The organism is Gordonia sp. WA4-43 (assembly GCF_020520305.1).
GTDB lineage: Bacteria > Actinomycetota > Actinomycetes > Mycobacteriales > Mycobacteriaceae > Gordonia > Gordonia hongkongensis.
On record NZ_CP084736.1, the window covers coordinates 4070984 to 4086084 of the forward strand.

A 15101-nucleotide genomic window follows, 5' to 3' on the forward strand; every position below is an offset into this window, starting at 1 on the left:
TGAGGAGTGCCGGATGAACACGAAGTCAGTGGCCAGTGCGGGCAGCGTTGCCACCGCGATCGGGGCGGGCGTGGTCGCGCTGGGGATCGGAACCGTCTTCGCGCGACTCGCGCGCGAGGCACTGCAGGCCGAATTCGCCGTCGACGACGGCCCGGACGATCTCCTCACCCGCCCGGACAACGCCCCGCAACGTCTCGAGGTCCCGACCGCGGACGGGGCCCGTCTCAATGTCGAGGTCTACGGTGACCCCGACGGCCCCGGCGCCGACGACACCGGCGACGTCATCGTGATGGTCCACGGCTGGACCTGCAACACCGCCTACTGGTACCCGCAGATCAACCACCTGGCCGCCTCCGAGGGTGGCTCCCGCCGGGTCGTCACCTACGACCAGCGCGGCCACGGTGGCAGTGAGCGCGGCCACCGCCGACCGACCGTCGCCATGCTCGGTGAGGACCTCGACGCGGTGCTCGAGGCGGCAGTGCCGCCCGGGCGCCGCGCGATCCTGGTGGGACACAGCATGGGTGGCATGACCATCATGTCGTGGGCGGCCCAGTATCCCGAGAAGGTCGGATCGCTGGTGTCGTCGGTGGTGCTGGTCTCGACCGCCGCCAAGGCGGTCATGGACAACCACCTGCTGATCCCGGTCGATCTGCCGGTGTACGCCAAACCGTTCGCGCCGGCCGCCGCGAAGATGATCACCTCGGTCCCGGTTCCGATCCCGAAGACGTCCTACGGCGTCCGCTTCTCGCACTACATCGCGCTGGGGCCGCACGCCCGCCGGGCGCACGTCGAGCTCGTCGACGAGATGATCGGCTCGTGCCCGCCGCGCGCTCGGGCCGGATGGGGTTCGGCAATGGGGAAGCTCGACGTGACCGCCGGACTCGAGGCGTTGACGGTGCCGACCACCGTGGTCGTCGGCACCGAGGACCGGCTCACCCCGCAGGTACACGCCGAGCAGATAGCGGAGGTGTTGCGGCGCAACGGCTCCCTGCGCGACCTGGTGGTCTACGAGGGTGTCGGACACATGTCGAGCATCGAGGCCGCCGAGCGCTTCAACGCCCTGCTCGACGAGGTCGTCGCCGAGAGTTCCCGGGAGACAGCGGATCTGAAGGACACCCAGTCGGTCTGACCGGTCCTTCCCGTCACAGACTGCAGTTGACCAGAACCGGCTCGGGCCGCAATGTCACCCCGAACGCCTCGACGACGCCGTCGCGGACCTCGCGAGCCAGATCGAGGAGCTGGGCGGTGGTCGCGGCGCCCCGATTGGTCAGCGCCAGAGTGTGCTTCGTCGAGAGTCGGACCGCCGCGTCCGGGCCCGGGTGCCCACGGTGGAAGCCTGCCCGTTCGATCAGCCACCCGGCCGACAGTTTGATCGCCGCGTCGGTGTCATCGGTGCCTGCGCGATAGGTGGGGATCGCGACATCGTCGCCGACGCGCGCCGCGATCCGGTCGAGCACCGCCGGGGCGTCATCGCCCGGCACGATCGGGTTGGTGAAGAACGAGCCGGCGCTCCAGGTGTCGAAGTCCGTCGTGTCGAGCACCATGCCCTTGCCCGCGCGCAGGTCGAGCACGGCTGCACGCGCCGTGGCGGCGTCGACCCGATCGTCCGGTTCGACCCCCACGCGGGTCGCGAGTTCGCGGTAGCGGATCGGCTGGCTCACGCGATCGTCGTTGAGCCAGAACGAGACCGCAACGACCACGAAGTCGTGCCGGTGCTTGAGATTGCTGGTCCGGTAGCCGAGACCGAGCTCGGTGGGGGAGACCCACCGCAGGTTGCCGGAGCGTCGATCGAGGACCTGAACCGATCGGAGGATGTCGGCCACCTCGACGCCGTAGGCCCCGACGTTCTGCACCGGGGTCGCCCCGGCCGCGCCGGGGATCCCGGAGAGGCACTCGAGCCCGCCGAAACCGGCGTCGACCGTCGCGGCGACCAGCTCGTCCCAGCCCACGCCGGCGTCGGCGACCACGTGCGGCCGTCCCGACTCACGGCCAGAACCGAACTCGACGCGGCCGCTGGCGAGTACGACCGCCGTCCCGTCGAACCCGGCGTCGCCGATGACGAGGTTGGAACCGCCGCCGACGACGAGGACCGGCTCGGACCGTGCATCGAGGTCGAGGATGGTCTCCACGATGGTGCGGGTGTCTTCGCAGCGGATGATCTCGCGCGCGGGCCCACCCAGGCGAAGGGTGGTCAGCTCGGCGAGGGGCGCGCTCAGCGGCGCCTGCGTGTCGGTCACGTCCTCAACGTTAACCGGCGGGCGGTAGCGTTCTCTCCATGGCGAGCAAGCTGCAGCACACGGTGTCCTATCCCTTCTCCACCGCGCGTCTGTGGGCGATCTACACCACCGAGAAGTACTGGCACGACCTCGTCGAGCGCATGAACTCCGGGCACGGGCATGTCGAGAAGGTGACCATCAGCGAGGACACGGTCACCGTCGAGATCCAGCAGGGCATTCCCGCCGACAAGCTGCCCTCCGCGGTCACCAAGGTCATGCCCGGCGACCTCCGAATCCCGCGCAAGAACACGTACCGCCTGGTCGGCGACCGGATCGAGGGGGAGACACATGCCACGGTCGAGGGGGCGCCGGTGCCGGTCGACGTCACCGGCACCACCGTGACGTCGGGTGACCCGGCGACCACCGACAACCGCGCCGAGGTGTCGGTGAATCTCCCGCTGTTCGGCGGGAAGATCGAGAAGTCGGTGGTCAGCGAGCTGTCGGCGCTGCTCGACGCCGAGCGCGGACACACCGTCGAGTGGGAGACCGAGAATCCGCTGACGTAGCCTGGTCTGCATGGCACGACGGCTCAGCTACTCCGCTCGGTACACGCAGTCCGCGGAGAAGCTCTACCAGGCCCAGAGCATCAAGCAGTACTGGGACGACATGATGGCGGGCTTCCAGATGATCTCCCCGCATTGCGAGGTCGATTCCTTCGTCTCCGACGAGACGGGTATCCGGGTGGTCCTCAAGCAGACGATCGGGCGCGACCAGCTGCCCGCGCTCGCGCAGACGGTGATGAAAAAGGACATGGTCATCACCCGCGAGGAGACCCTGGGCCCGTTCGACCCGGACAACACCAAGGGCACCTACAACGCCTCGATCCCGGCGGGACCGGGCAGCCTCAACGGCTGGCAGGAGCTGTTCCCCACCGAGAACGGTGGCTGCACGATCCGCCGGACCAGTGAGGCGAAGGTCTTCGTCCCGTTCGTCAACGGCAAGCTCGAGCAGATGATCCTGATCAACCTCGTCGACCTGTTCCGCGCCGAGGCCGAGTACGCCAAGGACTGGGTCGACAAGAACTTGTGATCCGAGCCGGCCGCCCGTCCGTCAGGTCCGAGCGCATCGAGCACAGACCGCAGGGCCGGGTCACCCGGGGCACGACGAACATCAACCGGCTCCGGCGGGTGGACCGGTGGATGGTCCACTCCCCGCGGGTGCGTGCCGCCCTGGACGTGCCCCGGCCGCTGGTCGTCGACCTCGGCTACGGTGCGCGTCCGGACACGACCGTCGAGATGGCCGAACGGCTCCGCGCGGTCGCCCCGGATCTGGAGATGGTCGGTCTCGAGATCGACCCCGCCCGCGTGGTCGAGCCCCGCGCCGGCGTGCGGTTCGGGCTCGGCGGCTTCGAGCTGGGCGGCCTGCGGCCGCGCGTGGTGCGTGCGTTCAACGTCCTGCGCCAGTATGACGAGAACGAGGTCGACGACGCATGGGCACGAATGCGCTCCGCGCTTGCGCCGGGCGGGGTCATCGTCGAGGGCACGTGCGATGAGATCGGCCGACGGTGCAGCTGGGTCCTGCTCGACGCCGACGGGCCGGTGAGCTTGACCCTCAGCTGGGCGCCGGAGCATTCGGACCGTCCGTCGGACCTGGCCGAGCGACTGCCCAAGGCGCTGATCCATCGCAACGTGCCGGGCGAGCGGATCCATACGCTGCTGGCCCTGGCCGATCAGTGCTGGGACATCGCCGCGCCGCTGGCGCCGTACGGCCCGCGCGCCCGGTGGGTGCATGCGGTCGGTCTGCTGCGCGACCGTGGGGTCGACTGCGAGGTGCCGCGGCGCCGCCTGTCCGACAACGTGCTCACGGTTCCCTGGGAGACCGTCGCACCGGCTGGATAATGTGGCCGTCATGCGTGTCGCGATGGCCCAGATCAGTTCGACCGACGACCCCACCGCCAACCTCGAGACGGTGCGTGCGGCCACCGCGGACGCGGCGTCGCGCGGCGCCGAGCTCGTCGTCTTCCCGGAGGCCACGATGTGCCGGTTCGGGGTGCCGCTGAAGCCGGTCGCCGAGGATCTCGACGGTCCGTGGGCGCGCGGGGTGTCCGAAGTCGCCGTGGCGTCGGAGGTCACGGTGGTGGCCGGTATGTTCACGCCCGCCGGCGACGGCCGGGTCCGCAACACCGTCGTCGTCGCACACCCGGACGGGACACGCCGCGGGTACCACAAGATCCATCTCTACGACGCCTTCGGATTCACCGAGTCGAAGAATGTGGCCGCCGGAGCGGAGCCGCTGACCTTCGCGGTCGGCGACGTCACCGTCGGCGTGGCCACCTGCTACGACATCCGATTCCCCGCCTTGTTCACCCACCTCGCACGGAGGGGCGCCCAGGTGATCGTGGTACCCACGTCGTGGGGCTCCGGACCGGGCAAACTCCGTCAGTGGGAGGTGCTCGCCTCGGCCCGAGCGCTGGACTCGACGACCTTCGTCGTGGCCGTCGACCAGGCGTTTCCCACCGACGACGCGGCCGCGTCGTCGAGCGCGCCGACCGGAATCGGACACAGCCAAATCACAGACCCGTTCGGTACGTTGGTCGCCGCGTATCCGGATAGCATCCGGGTGGACGTGCACGACCTCGACCTAGCACTGGTCGACCAAGCCCGTACGCAACTGGCAGTCCTCGCCAACGAGCGCCCACTGCCGGTCGGCGGCGAGACGGACAACGACGTGACGCCGGCCCACACGCGGCTCCGCGAGTCAGACGACCCAGGACGGAACCCATGAGCGACAGCACCACGCCCCGCCCCGATTCCGGGGACAACGCCGACGAGACCGCGAAGATCGATCCGCACGCCGGGGACCCCTCCCAGCCCGGTACGACCGGCGAGCCGACGTCGACAGGCCAGGGCGGCGAATGGCGTCCCGTGTCCGGCACCGAACAGGGCGAGCCGCCCGCCACCGAGCAGTTCGCGACCGAACCGATCGTCCCGGGAGCGCAGGCCTACTCGGCCATCCCGCCGTCCGATGCCGACACCGGTGCCATCGGCGGTGCCAAGCCCCCCACCTCGCAGTTCGCGCCCGGCGAGGACCCGTACGGGCCCGGGACGACCGCCTCGGGACCGATTCCGCCGGGATCTCCCGACGGCACCGGCAGCGGACCGGTCCTCACCTCCCCGCGCAAGAAGCGGAGCACCCGCAAGATCGTCGCCTTCAGCGTCGTCGGTGTGCTGCTCCTCGCGGTCATCGCCGCGGTCGGCAGCGAGCTGTACCTGCGCAACAAGGTCACCAACTGCCTCGAGGAATCCTTCAGCGGACTGACCGGCGTGCCGACCGAGGTGTCGCTCAGCCGTAAGCCGATCCTCCTGCAGGGCAGCGGCGACATCCCGTTCGTACAGGTCGACACCGATGACAGCGCCGGGGGCGTCCGTCTGCACATGCGTGCCGACGGCATCTCGGGCACCGAGAACTCCACCGACATCCAGAGTCTCGACGGCACGGGTTTCATCCCCTACGAGCGGATCGTCGAACTCAGCAAGGAGCAGGCCGGGGCATCCGGTCAGAGCACCGGCACCCCGACCGGTGGCGTCGGCGCGGTCGAGCAGATCACCGGCAATGCGGCCGACGGCACCTTCGAGGTGCAGGCCGCCTTCCCGGTCATGGTCCTCCAGGTGCCGGTGTCGGCGACCATCAAACCGGTGCTGAACGACGGCCGGGTCGACTTCGAGGTCGTGAAGGCCAGCGCCCTGGTCTTCGGCATCCCGCCGGACTTCGCGCAGCAGATCGTCGACCAGATCACGACGTCGTCGCTCGGCCCGTTCTTCGACGAGGTGCAGGTCGACTCGCTCGAGGTGACCGACAGCGGACTCGAGTTCGCCATCAGCGGTTCGGACGTGCAGCTGACCAGTGAGATGACCGGCACCTCGTCGCAGAGCCAGTCGGGCGGTTGCTCGGTCTGACCGGGACTCAGACCGCCGGCGGCGGATCGACGGTCAGGAAACAGACCGTCGGACCGTCGGTCAGCGTGAACTCTCCGTAGACCCGGCCGCCCCACTTCCGTGCGTACACGTCGACCATGTGGGCGTCGGCCGTGCTGGCGGTGACCGGCGACCCCGCGCCGAGGGCCTCTTGCAGGACGGGTTCGAGCATTGCCGCGAGAGTGCCGTTCCTTCGATGGGCCGGGTGGACGAGCGCGAACACGATGCTGTGCGCAGTATCAATCGTGAGCGCACGCGATTTCTCCTGGAGTTCGCGGAATCGTGGAATCAAACCATCCAGGGCGGTCACGAAATGGCGTGTACGGTTCGCTAGTTCGTCGTCGACCGGTTGGGTCCGATGATCGGGGCCCGCCACCGCGATCAGTCCGGTCAATTCCCCGGTGGTGGCGAACAGACCCCGCAGGCCCGGCAGCAGATCGGTGAAGAGGACGTCGCCATACCACCGGAACACTTCGGGCGGGGAGTTCTCGCCCAGGAGCCATCGATAGACCGGGACCTCCTGCATTCCCGCCGCGAGAAGGTCGAGTGCGAGCGGGCGGTCGGCGGCCGTCAACGACCGTGATCCGGTCCCGGTCGCGTGAATGCTGACCATTGATCCATGCCACCATGAAATCCCCGCGAATGTTCCCGGTCGGGTGAATTCCGCGCGAGATTCATGTGGTGTTTAGAACGGCATTTGAGAACCCAAACCAAGAATTATTCATATCGCAGGACGATTCCGTGATCGGTCTGTAACGTCGCCCCCGAGTCGTGTGACCAGGTGAGACGCGCGACCGGCACTCAGGCATCTCACCATCATCAGAGGAGGCGGATATGGCAGGCATAGTCGAGGGCGGTCTCGCGGGTGCGATCGGAGGTGCCGTCGAGGCGATCATCGGCGGGCTCGGTGACGCGGGTTCGATCGGCGGCGGTTCGCTCGGTGGCAGCGATTCGGAGACCTGAATCGACCCGACTCACCACCGGTTCAGCAGTTGATGGCCCCGACGGCATCAACTGCTGAACTGTTTCTGGGCCGAGTCAAGATTCGACGCAGGCACCCGCACCTTGCATTTTCGATGCATTTCAAGGGTGTTCACATTCGATTTCCCATGATTTCAATTCGGGCAATGTTGCGCTTTCAGCTGGGATGACGCTGTTTTCGTGGGTCCGATTGTTGCGATATGCGAAGGCGGGTTTCGCTGATAGGGGAGACATTCCCGAAATGAATATGTAACGTCGGCGTCGAGCCGACGCACGGGTGAGAGCGGACGGTGATCGACGAACAATCTCACCGATGACGAAGGGAGCAGATATGTCTGACGCAATCGAGGGTGGCATCTCCGGCGCTATCGAGGAGATCATCGGCAACCTGGTCACCGGTTCGCTCGGTGGCGAGGAAGAGACCCCCGCCGGCTGAGTGCCCAGACTTTGCAACCGCCCCGCGACGGAAGTCGCGGGGCGGTTCGCTGTGTGGGGCCCTCAATTGAAGACGACGGTCTTACGTCCGTGGACGAGCACCCGGTCCTCGAGATGCCACCGCAGGCCTCGGCTGAGCACCAGCGTCTCGATGTCGCGACCCTGGCGGACCATGTCGGCGACCGAGTCGCTGTGGTCCACGCGGACCACGTCTTGTTCGATGATGGGTCCGGCGTCCAGGTCGGCGGTGACGTAGTGGCAGGTGGCTCCGATCAGCTTGACCCCGCGCGCGAAGGCCTGGTGGTAGGGCCGCGCACCGACGAAGCTGGGCAGGAAGCTGTGGTGGATGTTGATGGCCCGCCCGGCCCACGCATCGCACAGCTGAGGCGGCAGGATCTGCATGAAGCGCGCGAGCACCACGGCGTCGGGGTCATAACCCTCGACGATCCGCCCCAGCTCGCCGAAGGCCTCGGCCTTGCGCTCGCTCGCGAACGGCACATGGTGGAACGGGATGCCGAACCGAGTGGCCAGGTCTTCCAGTTCGCGGTGGTTGCCGACGACCGCCCGGATGGCCGCCGGCAGTTCTCCACGATGTGCACGTCCGAGCAGGTCGATGAGGCAGTGGGTCTCCTTGCTCACCAGGAGGACCACGGACTTCGTCTCCCGCGAATCGGTGAGGCGCCAATCCGTTTCGGGTCCGAGTTCGGCGGCCACCTCCGACGCGAAGCGTGCGCGCAGTTCGTCCGCGGTCGACGACACCGAATCCGCGTGGATGGCCTGGCGGGTGAAGAACCACCCGGTCTCCTCGTCGGAGTGATAGGCCGCCTCGGTGATCCAGCCCCCGACATCGGTGAGGAAGGTCGAGATCCGCGCCACGATGCCGGTGCGGTCGGGGCAGCCGAGCGTCAGCACGTAGCGGCGCTCGGTCTGGTCTGTCGGGATCGTCTGTGCGGGGGCCACGACAGTCAGTGTGCCAAGCTCGTCGGTGTGACGAACAAGGACCTGCGACGCGGCGACGTCGCCGCCATCATCGACCACACCTTGCTCAAACCCGAGGCGACCCGGGCCGACGCGGAGGCCACGGTCGCCGAGGCCGCGCGGCTCGGGGTGCTCGCCGTCTGCCTCTCGCCGTCGATGTTGCCGACCGACACCGGGGAACTGCGGACCTGTGTCGTGGCCGGGTTCCCGTCGGGGAAACACCACTCGCTGGTCAAGGCGGCCGAGGCGCGTCTGGCCGTCGACTCCGGGGCGGACGAGATCGACATGGTGATCGATGTGGGTGCGGCCGTCGACGGCCGGTTCGACGAGGTGTTCGCCGACGTCCTGACCGTCCGGGAGGCCGTCGGCGACGACACCCTCCTGAAGGTGATCATCGAATCGGCCGCGCTGCTGCAGTTCGCCCGGCCTGACACCGTCACCGAGGTGTGCCGCCGCGTCGAGCGGGCCGGTGCGTCGATGGTGAAGACGTCGACCGGGTTCCACCCCGCGGGCGGCGCGAGCGTCGAGGCGGTGCGACTGATGCGTGCCGCGGTGAGCGACCGGGTGGGAGTCAAGGCGAGCGGTGGCATCCGGACCGCCGAGGCGGCCGCCGAGCTCATCGCCGCGGGGGCGACCCGGCTCGGGCTGTCCGCGTCGGCCGCCGTGCTCGACGGATTCCCCGACTAGGCGGCCGGCCGCGGACCTGCGGCCCGGCGTCGGTCACGCCAGGGCGGAGACCTTGGCGTCGAGGTCGGCCATGACCAGGCTGGCGTTGACCGCGGCACCGGCGGACACGCCCTCGCCCATGGCGACGGTCACCATCGCGTGCACGGTGGTGGTGTTGCCCACCGCCCATACGCCCGGCAACGCGGTCTCGCCCATCGGGCCGGTCCCGACCAACCCGCCCATCGGGCCGTCGTCGAGGGTGCCGCCGAGTCGCTCGTAGAGGTCGCCGCGGACGACGAATCGCGGCGAGACGACCACCGCGTCGGCCTCGACCACGGTGCCGTCGGTCAGGAGCACGCCGTCGAGGTGGGCAGAACCGTTCTCCGCGCGCGTCCGGACGCGCTCGACGCGGGCGTCGACGATGTCGATGCCGACCGCGGCGAAGTGTGACCGATCGTCGTCCGACAGGGCATCGGGATCGTGCGCGACCACGGTCACCCGGTCGCTGAGCTGGCGGAACATCAGTGCCTGGTGCGCCGACATCGGGCTCGTCGCGATCTGCACGATGCGTGTTCCGCGGACCTCGTAGCCGTGGCAGTACGGGCAGTGCAGCACATCGTGTCCCCACAACTCCGCGACGCCGGGGAGGTCGGGGAGTTCGTCGACCAGGCCGGTAGCCAGGATGAGGCGACGGGCCGCGACGACCTCGCCGGAGGACAGCCGCAGGGTGAAGTCGTCGACGGTGCCGGCCGCGTCGACGACTGTGCCGGAACGGATCTCGGCGCCGTATCCCGTCGCCTCCGCCCGACCGCGGGCGAGTAGCTCCAGGGGTGCGATCCCGTCCTGCCCCAGCACATTGTGGGCGCCGGCCGCCGGTGCGTTGCGCGGTTGCCCCGCGTCGATGACCACGACCTTGCGCAGGGATCGCGCGAGGACGGTCGCGGCGCTGAGTCCGGCAGCTCCGCCGCCGACGATGGCGACGTCGTATTCGGTTGTAAGGGAGTCTTTCTGGGCGGATGAGGAGTTGGTCATCGTTGCTCGCTCTCGGAGGTGGGAATGGAGGAGGTGCGCGGCCGGGCGACCCAGAGGAATCGTCCGGCGGCGAGGGTCAGGTCATCGAGACGATTCCGCGCGTCTGCCTCGGTCAGGTCGTCGAGCAGGGCGAGGTCGGCGGGATCGAGGGCGTCGGCCAAGCGATGCCGGAACTGGGCGAACCAGTGCCGGGCGTACCGCGCGACCGACTGGCTCGGGTCGCTGCGCCGGACGTGAACGGTCTCGGCGCGGATTACCTCGTAGTCGACGTCGTCAAACGCGTCGGTCCAGTCCACGAGCGCCTCCCATCCGGCCCCGGCGGCCGCGGTCTGACAGCGGTCCTGCAGCCCGAGCAGTTCGGCGTCCTCGTGAGCAGGGACGAAACGCGGGACGCCCGCCATTTCGGTGATCACGACGATGCCGTCCGGTCCGAGCGAGGTCGCGGCCTCCCGCAACAGGCGCTGCGGATCGGCAATGTGATGCAGCGACATCGCCGCCCACACGACGTCGGGCGTTCCGAGCGGCGGCAGTCCGTCGTCGAGATCGGCGACGACGGCGGTCACCCGATCGTCGAAACCGCCCTCCCGTGCCCGTCGTTCGACGAGCGCGACCATGTCGGACGACCCGTCGACCGCCAGGATCGAGGCCTGTGGGAAGCGGCGGGCGAGCGCCTCGGTGCCGGTGCCGGTCCCCGCCCCGAGATCGGCGATGCGCGCGGGTACGCGCCCCAGGGTCTCCGCGACGAGACGGGAGGCGTCCTCGAGGTAGTCGGCCATGAGCTCGGCGTCGAGGTCGAGGACCGCGGCGAGCCGGGCGTGGTTGTGGTGGTCGGTGTGGTTCGCGTGCTCGTGATGTCCGCCGGTCGGATGGGGATGGTGCGTGCTGGTCATGACCTCACGGTAGCGCCGCCATGCCTGGATGGCATAGCATCTTGCCAATGACGCAAGAACTCGACGCGGTGGTCCGCCAGCGCATCCGCGGCCTCCGCATCGCCAGGGGCTGGACGCTCGACGCGCTCGCCGCCCGGTGCTATCTGTCGCCGTCCACACTGAGTCGGATCGAGACCGGGCATCGGCGGGTGGCGCTCGACCAGCTCGTGCCGATCGCCCGCGCGCTGGGCACGACCCTGGATCAGCTGGTCGAACCGGCGGACGACACCGATGTCGTGATCCGGCCCCAGCCACACGAGGTGGAGGGCATGACGATGTGGCTGCTCTCGCGGGAGAACGCCCCACAGGGTGTCACCGTGGCGAAGATGCGGTTCGACCGCGAGCAACCCGTCGGTGACCTGCGCGTCCATCCGGGCTACGAATGGTTCACGGTGCTGTCGGGAACCGTGAGGCTGTGGCTGGGCGACCGCACGATCCTCGTGCCCGAGGGTGACGCCGCGGAGTTCTCGACGATGATCCCGCACGCCATCTGCGCTTATCAGGGCCCGGCGGAGGTGCTGTCGATGATGGACCACGCCGGCGAGCGCGCGCACCTGCCGTCCGTGCGAACCGGACCCGCGGCGCGCGACGACGACGCCCCGGACGCCTGACCACCTGCCCCGCGGCCGCACACCACCGATGCGAGGCGGCGCATCGGTACTGTTGTTGCGGTGATGACTCCCCAGACCTCGGTGAACCGACGCTCCGTGCTCGCCGCGGCCGGGGTCGGAGCGCTCGGGGTCGCGGTGGCGGCCTGCTCCGGCTCCGGCCTCGGCCCCGGAAACGACACACCGGCCGACCCGCCGGTCACCCTGACGTTCACCCCAGCCCTCGATGCCGAGCCGGCCACCCCGACCGCCGAGTTCTCGGTCAAGGCGACCGACGGTTCCCTGAACCCCGACGTGAAGCTGACCAACCCGCGCGGCGTCGTGGTGAAGGGTCAGTTGTCGGAGGACCGGACGACCTACACGATCAGCGAGCCCCTCGGTTACGGCACCGAATACACCTGGAGCGGAACGGCGGTGGGTCTCGATCGCAAGGTCGTGCCGGTCGCCGGGACGTTCACCACGCTGCAGCCGTCGAGTCAGGTGAACGTCGTCGTCAACATCGGCGACGGTCAGGAGGTCGGCATCGCGGCGCCGATCATCCTGAAGTTCAACGGGACGGTCGAGGACAAGGAGGCCGTGGAGCGGGCGCTGACCGTCACCACCACACCACCCACCGAGGGGTCGTGGGCGTGGCTGGGCGAGGACAACGGCTCCCGCGTGCACTGGCGACCCCGCGAGTACTACGCACCCGGGACGAAGGTCAGCATGGCAGCCAAGCTGTACGGCCTCGACCACGGTGGCGGTGCCTATGGAGCGGCCGACGTGACCAGCGACTTCACCATCGGGCGGGCCCAGGTGGTGAAGGCCGAGGAGTCCTCGCACCGGATCGTGGTGCTCCGCGACGGTGTCGAACTCATGGCGCTGCCGTGCAGCTACGGCGGCGGCGACCTCGACCGGAACGTCACGCGCTCGGGCATCCACGTGGTCACCGAGAAGTACGAAGAGTTCTTCATGAGCAACCCGGCCGCGGGTTACTTCAACATCCGCGAACGCTGGGCCGTGCGGATCTCCAACAACGGCGAGTTCATCCACGCGAACCCGGCGACCGTGAACGTGCAGGGATCGGCCAACGTCACCAACGGATGCATCAACCTGTCGGAGGCCGACGCCGAACGCTACTTCCGTGTCGCGGTCTACGGCGACCCGGTGGAGGTGACCGGGACGCGGATCGCGTTGTCGGAGGCCGACGGCGACATCTACGACTGGATCTACGACTGGGAGACCTGGCAGGGCATGTCGGCCATCAAGGGCGAGGTCCGCGAGACCTCGATCCCGGCGACGCCCAGCGGGGCGCCCACCTCGAACGCCCCGGCCCCGCGCTAGCCGCTAGCCGGTCTTGATGTTCCGCCGGGCCGAGGCCTGATCGCGCGGCTTGAGGATGATCTGGTCCAGGTTGACGTGCGGCGGCCGGGACGCGACGAACCCGATGACCTCGGCCACGTCCTCGGCGACGAGCGGGGTCAGGCCCTCGTAGACCTTGTCGGCGCGTTCCTGGTCGCCCTCGAAGCGGACGAGGGAGAAGTCGGTCTCGACCATGCCCGGCGCGATCTCGGTGAGCCGGACGGGCTTCCCGAGGAGTTCATAGCGCAGGGTCCGGTGGGTGACACCCTGCGCATGCTTCGCCGAGGTGTACCCGGCGCCGTTGTCGTAGGCCTCGAACGCCGCGATCGAGGTGACGGAGACGATCAGGCCGTCACCCGACGCGATGAGCGCGGGAAGCAACGCCTTGGTGACCCGCAGGCTCCCCAGCACGTTGGTCTCCCACATCCAGCGCCAGTCGTCGAGGTCGGCGGTTGACACCGGGTCGAGACCCTTGGCGCCACCGGCGTTGTTCACCAGCACGTGCACCGTGTCGAGGCCGTCGACGAAGGCGGCCACGGACTGCTCGTCGGTGACGTCGAGTTGCCTTCCGGTGCCGCCGATCTCGTCGGCGAGCGCGGTCACCCGATCGATCCGGCGCGCCCCCAGCACCACGTGGAAGCCCTGCCAGGCGAGCTGACGCGCGGTGGCCGCGCCGATCCCCGAACTGGCGCCGGTGACCACGGCGATCGGTCGGTTGTCCGTCGACTGGGAGGCGGTGTCGGTGCTCATGGGCTCAACCTTACGGACCGCGCTGCTACATTCGTCGCATGAGTGGGGGAGTGATCCCGGCGGCGCTGCAACTGACCTCCACCCCGGCGGCGGCGGTACTGCATGCGATCCGGGTCGGCGGACCGGTGACGCGGGATCAGCTCGCCGCGACGACGGGTCTGTCGCCGGCCACCATCAACCGTCAGGTGCACGCGCTGGCCGCTCACGGTCTGGTCGTCGAACGCCCCGATCTCGCCGGGCCGAAAGCGATTGGCCGGCCCAAGAATCCGCTGACCATCGACCGCGACTCGCTGTGCGTCGCGGGTATGCACATCGGCGCCCGCCGGACCGTGCTCGTCATCGCCGACCTCGGCGGCCGCACACTGCACAGTCACGCCGTGCTGACGCCGACCGGCGATCAGGAGGACGCGCTCGCGCACCTCAGCGGACTGCTCGCCGAACTCGCCGCCCGGTTCAGCGGGCGGCGGGTGCTGTGGGGAGGTGTCGCGGTCGGTGGCGCGGTCGATGCCGAGACCGGGGTGGTGAACCACCGGGTCCTGGGCTGGCATCAACTCGCCGTGGGCGCAACACTTGCCGGGAGCCTCGACACGCCGGTGTCGGTCTGTGAGCACGTCGAGGCGATGGCGGCCGCCGAGTTGCTCCTGTCGCATCCGCGCGACGACGGGGGTTCCGGGCTGTTCTTCTACGCCCGCGAAACGGCCGGGATGGCAATGACTCTCGACGGCCGCGTGCACGTACCGGAGCGTGGCGCGGGCACCATCGCGCATCTGCCGGTCACGGCTCCGGTGCTCGCCCCCGGGCTCACCCGGGTCCGGTTGCAGAACGTCATCGGCAACGACGCCGCGGAGGTCGCGGCGCGTCGGCTGAGGATCAGCCCCACGGCCGCTCGGATCGCCGACGAGCGGGCCCGGGTGCTGGGAGAGTCGGTCGCGCTCATCCGGGATGTGATCAACCCCGATGCCATCGTCGTGGCCGGCGACGCGTTCGCCGCACACCCGCACGGGCTCGCGCCGGTGCAGGCGGCCTTCGACGAGGCGACCACGCTGACCTGGCCGCTGGAGATCGCGCCGTCGAGATTCGGTGTGCGCGTGCAGGAGAGCGCGGCGGTCGTGGTGGCGCTCAGCGTCATCTACGCGGATCCGATCGCGGCGATGGCGACGCTGTAGACAGGCCGTCGGCCCGCCTGCCTCT

17 protein-coding genes are annotated in these 15101 nt (G+C 69.2%); 11 read left to right on the plus strand and 6 right to left on the minus strand.

The features are described from left to right. Positions 1 to 13 precede the first annotated feature (13 nt). Positions 14 to 1129, plus strand: a complete 1116-nt coding sequence (locus tag LEL84_RS18395; RefSeq protein ID WP_137810496.1) for an alpha/beta fold hydrolase — start codon at positions 14 to 16, stop codon at positions 1127 to 1129. Positions 1130 to 1142: 13 nt separating this feature from the next. Here the strand turns inward: LEL84_RS18395 and LEL84_RS18400 are convergent, their stop codons facing one another. Further along, positions 1143 to 2237 carry a UDP-N-acetylmuramate dehydrogenase gene (locus LEL84_RS18400; RefSeq protein WP_137810495.1) on the minus strand — a complete coding sequence of 365 codons (1095 nt, stop codon included), beginning with the start codon at positions 2235 to 2237 and terminating at the stop codon, positions 1143 to 1145. 38 nt (positions 2238 to 2275) lie between these two features. On the opposite strand from LEL84_RS18400, the gene LEL84_RS18405 reads away from it, so the two are divergent. The 5 genes from LEL84_RS18405 (at position 2276) to LEL84_RS18425 (ending at position 6172) form a co-directional block, all read left to right on the plus strand. Next, positions 2276 to 2782 carry a DUF2505 domain-containing protein gene (locus LEL84_RS18405; protein WP_137810494.1) on the plus strand — a complete coding sequence of 169 codons (507 nt, stop codon included), beginning with the start codon at positions 2276 to 2278 and terminating at the stop codon, positions 2780 to 2782. A gap of 10 nt (positions 2783 to 2792) precedes the next feature. Next, positions 2793 to 3305, plus strand: a complete 513-nt coding sequence (locus LEL84_RS18410; RefSeq protein ID WP_058251265.1) for a DUF2505 domain-containing protein — start codon at positions 2793 to 2795, stop codon at positions 3303 to 3305. 110 nt (positions 3306 to 3415) lie between these two features. Beyond that, positions 3416 to 4114 carry a class I SAM-dependent methyltransferase gene (locus LEL84_RS18415; protein WP_226512403.1) on the plus strand — a complete coding sequence of 233 codons (699 nt, stop codon included), beginning with the start codon at positions 3416 to 3418 and terminating at the stop codon, positions 4112 to 4114. A 10-nt stretch (positions 4115 to 4124) separates the two neighbouring features. Further along, complete coding sequence (locus tag LEL84_RS18420) at positions 4125 to 5000, plus strand: carbon-nitrogen hydrolase family protein (protein ID WP_226512404.1); 876 nt, start codon at positions 4125 to 4127, stop codon at positions 4998 to 5000. Then, on the plus strand, positions 4997 to 6172 hold the full coding sequence (locus LEL84_RS18425) for a hypothetical protein (RefSeq protein WP_226512405.1): 1176 nt from the start codon (positions 4997 to 4999) through the stop codon (positions 6170 to 6172). Before LEL84_RS18420 ends, LEL84_RS18425 begins: the two co-directional genes overlap by 4 nt. A gap of 7 nt (positions 6173 to 6179) precedes the next feature. On the opposite strand, the gene LEL84_RS18430 is transcribed toward LEL84_RS18425, so the two are convergent. Further along, positions 6180 to 6803, minus strand: a complete 624-nt coding sequence (locus LEL84_RS18430; RefSeq protein ID WP_226512406.1) for a hypothetical protein — start codon at positions 6801 to 6803, stop codon at positions 6180 to 6182. Between the two features lie 221 nt (positions 6804 to 7024). Between LEL84_RS18430 and LEL84_RS24765 the strand changes: the two genes are divergently transcribed. Further along, complete coding sequence (locus LEL84_RS24765; RefSeq protein WP_264186680.1) at positions 7025 to 7153, plus strand: hypothetical protein; 129 nt, start codon at positions 7025 to 7027, stop codon at positions 7151 to 7153. Between the two features lie 516 nt (positions 7154 to 7669). Here LEL84_RS24765 and purU read toward each other — a convergent pair. Continuing rightward, positions 7670 to 8566 carry a formyltetrahydrofolate deformylase gene (gene purU, locus LEL84_RS18435; RefSeq protein WP_226512407.1) on the minus strand — a complete coding sequence of 299 codons (897 nt, stop codon included), beginning with the start codon at positions 8564 to 8566 and terminating at the stop codon, positions 7670 to 7672. 27 nt (positions 8567 to 8593) lie between these two features. On the opposite strand from purU, the gene deoC reads away from it, so the two are divergent. Then, positions 8594 to 9271, plus strand: a complete 678-nt coding sequence (gene deoC / locus LEL84_RS18440; protein WP_226512408.1) for a deoxyribose-phosphate aldolase — start codon at positions 8594 to 8596, stop codon at positions 9269 to 9271. A 33-nt stretch (positions 9272 to 9304) separates the two neighbouring features. Here the strand turns inward: deoC and LEL84_RS18445 are convergent, their stop codons facing one another. Then, positions 9305 to 10282: an NAD(P)/FAD-dependent oxidoreductase gene (locus LEL84_RS18445; protein WP_226512409.1), complete on the minus strand. Its 978-nt coding sequence runs from the start codon at positions 10280 to 10282 to the stop codon at positions 9305 to 9307. Next, a complete protein-coding gene (locus LEL84_RS18450; protein WP_226512410.1) occupies positions 10279 to 11172 on the minus strand; it encodes a class I SAM-dependent methyltransferase in 894 nt (297 codons plus the stop codon). Before LEL84_RS18450 ends, LEL84_RS18445 begins: the two co-directional genes overlap by 4 nt. 47 nt (positions 11173 to 11219) lie before the next feature. Between LEL84_RS18450 and LEL84_RS18455 the strand changes: the two genes are divergently transcribed. Beyond that, positions 11220 to 11822, plus strand: a complete 603-nt coding sequence (locus LEL84_RS18455; protein ID WP_137810487.1) for a helix-turn-helix domain-containing protein — start codon at positions 11220 to 11222, stop codon at positions 11820 to 11822. A gap of 63 nt (positions 11823 to 11885) precedes the next feature. Continuing rightward, positions 11886 to 13142, plus strand: a complete 1257-nt coding sequence (locus LEL84_RS18460) for a L,D-transpeptidase (protein ID WP_226514353.1) — start codon at positions 11886 to 11888, stop codon at positions 13140 to 13142. A gap of 3 nt (positions 13143 to 13145) precedes the next feature. On the opposite strand, the gene LEL84_RS18465 is transcribed toward LEL84_RS18460, so the two are convergent. Continuing rightward, positions 13146 to 13910, minus strand: a complete 765-nt coding sequence (locus LEL84_RS18465) for an SDR family NAD(P)-dependent oxidoreductase (RefSeq protein ID WP_226512411.1) — start codon at positions 13908 to 13910, stop codon at positions 13146 to 13148. 38 nt (positions 13911 to 13948) lie between these two features. Here LEL84_RS18465 and LEL84_RS18470 point away from each other — a divergent pair, with 38 nt between their 5' ends. After that, positions 13949 to 15076, plus strand: coding sequence for an ROK family transcriptional regulator (locus LEL84_RS18470; RefSeq protein WP_065631518.1), 1128 nt, complete (start codon positions 13949 to 13951; stop codon positions 15074 to 15076). Positions 15077 to 15101: the final 25 nt, after the last annotated feature.

Coding starts and splice junctions, on each gene's coding strand:
- LEL84_RS18395 (WP_137810496.1), top strand. CDS start 14: ATGAACACGAAGTCAGTGGCCAGTGCGGGCAGCGTTGCCACCGCGATC.
- LEL84_RS18405 (WP_137810494.1), top strand. CDS start 2,276: ATGGCGAGCAAGCTGCAGCACACGGTGTCCTATCCCTTCTCCACCGCG.
- LEL84_RS18410 (WP_058251265.1), top strand. CDS start 2,793: ATGGCACGACGGCTCAGCTACTCCGCTCGGTACACGCAGTCCGCGGAG.
- LEL84_RS18415 (WP_226512403.1), top strand. CDS start 3,416: ATGGTCCACTCCCCGCGGGTGCGTGCCGCCCTGGACGTGCCCCGGCCG.
- LEL84_RS18420 (WP_226512404.1), top strand. CDS start 4,125: ATGCGTGTCGCGATGGCCCAGATCAGTTCGACCGACGACCCCACCGCC.
- LEL84_RS18425 (WP_226512405.1), top strand. CDS start 4,997: ATGAGCGACAGCACCACGCCCCGCCCCGATTCCGGGGACAACGCCGAC.
- LEL84_RS18430 (WP_226512406.1), bottom strand. CDS start 6,803: ATGGTCAGCATTCACGCGACCGGGACCGGATCACGGTCGTTGACGGCC.
- LEL84_RS24765 (WP_264186680.1), top strand. CDS start 7,025: ATGGCAGGCATAGTCGAGGGCGGTCTCGCGGGTGCGATCGGAGGTGCC.
- LEL84_RS18445 (WP_226512409.1), bottom strand. CDS start 10,282: ATGACCAACTCCTCATCCGCCCAGAAAGACTCCCTTACAACCGAATAC.
- LEL84_RS18450 (WP_226512410.1), bottom strand. CDS start 11,172: ATGACCAGCACGCACCATCCCCATCCGACCGGCGGACATCACGAGCAC.
- LEL84_RS18455 (WP_137810487.1), top strand. CDS start 11,220: ATGACGCAAGAACTCGACGCGGTGGTCCGCCAGCGCATCCGCGGCCTC.
- LEL84_RS18460 (WP_226514353.1), top strand. CDS start 11,886: ATGACTCCCCAGACCTCGGTGAACCGACGCTCCGTGCTCGCCGCGGCC.
- LEL84_RS18465 (WP_226512411.1), bottom strand. CDS start 13,910: ATGAGCACCGACACCGCCTCCCAGTCGACGGACAACCGACCGATCGCC.
- LEL84_RS18470 (WP_065631518.1), top strand. CDS start 13,949: ATGAGTGGGGGAGTGATCCCGGCGGCGCTGCAACTGACCTCCACCCCG.